This window comes from Phenylobacterium sp. (genome assembly GCF_044371015.1).
In the GTDB taxonomy this organism is placed as follows: domain Bacteria; phylum Pseudomonadota; class Alphaproteobacteria; order Caulobacterales; family Caulobacteraceae; genus Phenylobacterium.
Genome location: NZ_JBILUK010000265.1, coordinates 1 through 4,098, shown reverse-complemented (window position 1 = coordinate 4,098; position 4,098 = coordinate 1). Strand labels below are relative to the sequence as shown.

The following is a 4,098-nucleotide window of genomic DNA, read 5'->3' as shown; positions in this document are numbered from 1 at the left end:
GGACGCGCCGTCATCTGGCTCTGCGCCGCCGAAGGTCCTCGCCTCGACGGCGAACAGGCGGCGCTGGACCTGATCGGCGAGGCCTACGGCTCTGGCGCGACCCTGATCGCCGTCCCCGTCGCGCGTCTTGCGCCCGGCTTCCTCATGCTCTCCACCCGCATGGCCGGCGGCGCAATTCAGAAGTTCGTCAACTACGGCTTCAGGGTGGCCTTCCTCGGCGACATCAGCGGGCCGCTCGCGCAAAGCCATGCGCTCCGCGATTTCGTGCGGGAGTCCAACCGCGGCCCTCACGTATGGTTCCTGGACGACCTCGATGCTCTGGCCGCCCGGCTGGCCTGACCTACTGACCCGACGCTTCGCCGATCGCGCCGGCGACCGCCGCCCGCGCGGCGCACTTGACCAGCGCGTCCTTGGTCTCAGGCGTCACCGCCGGGCTGGTCTGGGCGGCTTCGATAGAGCCGGTGCGCACCGTGTCGATGATCACCCCGCTCAGATCCTTCACCTGCGCCGTGTCGAGCTTTGAGCCGAGCTCGGTGTCGAGGCACCCGCAGAACGCCTCGCTCTGGCCAGCCAGGGTGCATGCGTTCTTCAGCCCAACCATGCCGGTCGCCGTGCTGGCGGCTTCCTTGGCGAAGTCCCCGGCCGTGGTCTTCAGCGCCGTGCCCGCGTTCTCGCAGCCGGCCAGCGCCAGCGCACAGAGCGCCGCGGCCATCATGCGAAGGTCGATCATGTTCGTGGCTCCGAGAGTTGATGCGCCGTTAGATGGGGGCCCGAATGTCTGGGCGACAGGGCGACAGGGCGACAGGGCGACAGGGCGCCTGGGCCGGCGCTAAACCGCCTCCGCCTTCGGCCCCTTGACTGCCCGCGCCTGGAAGGTCCCGGCCGGATCGAAGCGCGTGGTGAAGGCGGCGATCGGCGTCTCCGGGTTTAGCCAGGCGGCGTACTCGTCGGGGCTCAGCATCACCGGCTGGCGGCCGTGGCCAATGGCGCCGGTGTCGCCGCCCGCGGCCTTGGTGATCATGGTGTAGGTGAGCATCGGCCCGGCGTCCGCGGGGTCCACCTGACCGCACAGCCCGGCCAGCATGAAGGCCCGACCGTCCGGCAGGCTGAAGCGATACTCCGTCTTGCCGCCGCCGGACCTGGTCTTGGGCGGCGCGTCGTCCCACTCGAAGAACGCCTCGGCCGGGATCAGGCACCGGCCGGTCTTCGCCACGAACACGAACGGCCACTTCCGGTCCGCCTCTTCGCCGCGCGCATTGTTGCAGCCCCGCCGCGTCTTCAACCACTCGGCCCAGCTTGTCCTGCCCGCCGCCGAGGCCGGCATGAAGCACCATGAGGCCGCCTGCGGCGTCAGCCGGCCGGAGCCGTCTCCGGCCAGAATCTCCCCCACATGGCCGGGATAGAGATCATCGCCCTGCACGTTCACCCCCCGCGCGGCGCCCAGGTCGGCGAACGGGTTGATCCGTGTCAGGCTGAACTCGTCCATCAGGGTCCGCCATGCCCCCGATGCGCGGTAGTGGTTGCACAAGCGGGCAGGTCCTCCCCAAGGCGCGCGGGCCGATCCTGGGCCGATGGAGCAAAGGGTTCAACGGGTCGATTGAGGGTCGTTTGTGCGTTCGGCGCTTCAAGGTTCAATTGATCCGCGACCACCCTCGCGTTGGGGCGTATCGAATGGCGCGGCTTCGGAGGTCAGGACATCGGGGACGGGATATCCCTTTCGAGCCTCTCGCGAGATCCCGACTAAACGACCCGCTTCACGTCGCCATAGGCGCCCGACGTCTCCAGGGTGATGGTTAAGCTCTCGCCGGTGCGGTTGCGCCAGAACCAGCCGTGGCTACCCGTGAAGGCGGCGACCAGTTCGCCCTCCACCCGTTGGGAAGACCCCTTGCCGTAGCCATGGTATTTCACGCCGGGCCGGTCGGCGTGGGTGTCGTAGTTCACCTTTCCACCGCTGCTCGACCAGGCGAAGCGGACGCGAGCGCCTTCCTGCATCACGAGCTTGATCTCCGCGGCCGCATCCGGGGCCAGCGTGATCACCACCTTGTCCGTCCGATGGGGCGCCGTCGCAGACGCCGGCCCCGGCGAGGCCTGCGCCGCAGCCAGAGGGCTCGCCGTCGGGGATTGCGGAATGCTGACTGGCGAGGCCACCGCCCCTTGCTCCTCGGCTTCGGCTTCCCTCGCCAGTTGCTGCTTGATGCGTCCCATCTCGGTGAGACCCAGGACCGAGCCGACGCGGGTCGGATCTATCCCGTACTCTGCGGGGAGGACCACGGTTACGAGCAGGGCGCCCGCCACGCCGGCCGCAAGCGCGGTCGAGCGCAGCAGCTGGCGCGTGGTCGGAAGCTCGGAGAGGTTGGGCTTGTTGGCGTTGTGCATTGCGGGCGCCCGTCAGACGATGAAGAAGCCGACGAGCTGGTAGCCCGTCAGGACGAAGCCAAGGCTCATGAGAACGACGTTGGCGAGGTAGGCGTGCTTCCAGAAGCCGTCCGTTCGCCGCCAGAAGCTCATCGCGATGAGGATGGCCCCCAACGCCAGGAGTTGGCCCAGCTCGACGCCGATGTTGAAGCCGATGAGGTTCCAGATGAGACCGTCCGGGGAGAGGCGGAAGTCCTGCAGTTTCGTCGCCAGGCCGAGGCCGTGGAACAGGCCGAAGATCAGTGTCGCGGCCAGGGTGCTAGGCTGGACGCCGAACCAGCGCTGAAAGGCGCCCAGATTGTCGAGCGCCTTGTAGACGACCGAAAGACCGATGATCGCGTCGATCAGATAGCTGGAAACACGAACACCAGTCAGCACGCCCAGCAGAAGGGTCAGCGTGTGTCCCAGGGCAAACACGGTCACATAGAGGCCGATGTCCTTCATCCGGTAGAGGAAGAAGATCACCCCGAACAGGAACAGCAGGTGGTCGTAGCCGGTGACCATGTGCTTGGCCCCCAGATAGACGAACGGCATGAAGGCGACGCCGGACGTCTCCTGGATGTAGCCCTTGTCGCCGGCGGCGACACCGTGGGCCAGAGCCTGGGAGCCAACGCCGTTGAGAAGCAGCAGGAATAGCGCCAAGGCCGCAAGGATGGCAGGCCGCCATCGGTCCAAGGGGCTGGTCTGGGACATCATCGGGTCGGAGTACGCGCGTCGGAACTGGGAACGGGACATCCTGTCTGGAGTTTCCGGCAGGTTCCAGCAGCAACTGCACCCACCTGACCAAAACGTCGCGAAGCGCCCTGCCGTCCCGTCTGCCCCGGCCGAGTCGATCCCTCGGCGCAGCGGCCCCCTTCATCGCGCCCTGCTGCCGCTTTCCAGAGCATCGCCGACGCCGCGATACACATGGGTCGGCATTCGGGGTCTTGGTGCTCGCCCAAAGGCCCGCCCAGAGGGCGCTCTGGTTGACCAGGGCGCTGCGACCCGCGTTGCTGGGCGCGCCGGCGCCTGAGCCGGCGATCTCGCGAGCGCCGGATGATGATCCTTCGTCGAACCCTTCTCGCTGGCGCGCTGGTGTTTGCATCGGCTTCAAGCGCAGCGGCCGCGCCGCCGCCGCCGGCGGCGGCGGTCCGGGTCGCCTTCGTTGACACCGGCAATACCGGGCGCAGTCTGATGGCGGAGGTCCTGTCCCGCGCGCTGGCGGAACAGCGTGGCTGGCCGCTCAAGTTCATTTCCCGAGGTCTGGACGTCGACCCGTGGGGTGAGGCTCCGGAAGTCAACGCGGCGGCCTTGCTGGCCGGGCGCGGCCTTGCGGTCGTGGGCCACCGCGCGCGATCCCTCGAAGCCCGCGACATCACCGGCGCAGATCTCATTCTGGTGATGACGCCGACCCATCGGGAGAAGGTGCTGGCGCTGGCGCCGGAGGCCGGGCCCCGGCTGCATCTGCTCTCCGAATGGGCCGTCGGAGTCGCCGAGCCCATACCTGACGCCTGGGGCAAACCCATGAGCGCCTATCAGTCCGTCATCGCCCAGCTCGACCGCTTTCTGCCTTTGGCTCTCGAACGCGCTGCCCGGCTCACGCCGCGTGCGCCCTGACCGGACCGCCGCCAGTGCGTCCCCTGCCGAAATCTCAGGCGCCTGCCAAGTCCTTGGTCTCGCCCCGTTGACTCCCCCGCACGCCTC

At 68.2% G+C, this 4,098-nt stretch carries 6 protein-coding genes; 2 read left to right on the top strand and 4 right to left on the bottom strand.

Translation table 11 applies throughout. The features are described 5' to 3' along the window. Nucleotides 1–339 (top strand): DUF4180 domain-containing protein (locus tag ACIQ3R_RS15980; RefSeq protein ID WP_397419846.1); only part of this gene is annotated, 339 nt, incomplete at its 5' end. A gap of 1 nt (nucleotide 340) precedes the next feature. On the opposite strand, the gene ACIQ3R_RS15975 is transcribed toward ACIQ3R_RS15980, so the two are convergent. From ACIQ3R_RS15975 to ACIQ3R_RS15960, 4 genes are all read right to left on the bottom strand, one after another. Further along, nucleotides 341–730, bottom strand: a complete 390-nt coding sequence (locus tag ACIQ3R_RS15975) for a hypothetical protein (protein WP_397419845.1) — start codon at nucleotides 728–730, stop codon at nucleotides 341–343. Nucleotides 731–829: 99 nt separating this feature from the next. Further along, on the bottom strand, nucleotides 830–1,486 hold the full coding sequence (locus ACIQ3R_RS15970; RefSeq protein WP_397419844.1) for an SOS response-associated peptidase: 657 nt from the start codon (nucleotides 1,484–1,486) through the stop codon (nucleotides 830–832). 254 nt (nucleotides 1,487–1,740) lie between these two features. After that, nucleotides 1,741–2,376: a transmembrane anchor protein gene (locus tag ACIQ3R_RS15965; protein ID WP_397419843.1), complete on the bottom strand. Its 636-nt coding sequence runs from the start codon at nucleotides 2,374–2,376 to the stop codon at nucleotides 1,741–1,743. Nucleotides 2,377–2,388: 12 nt separating this feature from the next. Continuing rightward, nucleotides 2,389–3,108: a HupE/UreJ family protein gene (locus tag ACIQ3R_RS15960; RefSeq protein WP_397419847.1), complete on the bottom strand. Its 720-nt coding sequence runs from the start codon at nucleotides 3,106–3,108 to the stop codon at nucleotides 2,389–2,391. A gap of 342 nt (nucleotides 3,109–3,450) precedes the next feature. Here ACIQ3R_RS15960 and ACIQ3R_RS15955 point away from each other — a divergent pair, with 342 nt between their 5' ends. After that, nucleotides 3,451–4,011: a hypothetical protein gene (locus ACIQ3R_RS15955; protein WP_397419842.1), complete on the top strand. Its 561-nt coding sequence runs from the start codon at nucleotides 3,451–3,453 to the stop codon at nucleotides 4,009–4,011. Nucleotides 4,012–4,098: the final 87 nt, after the last annotated feature.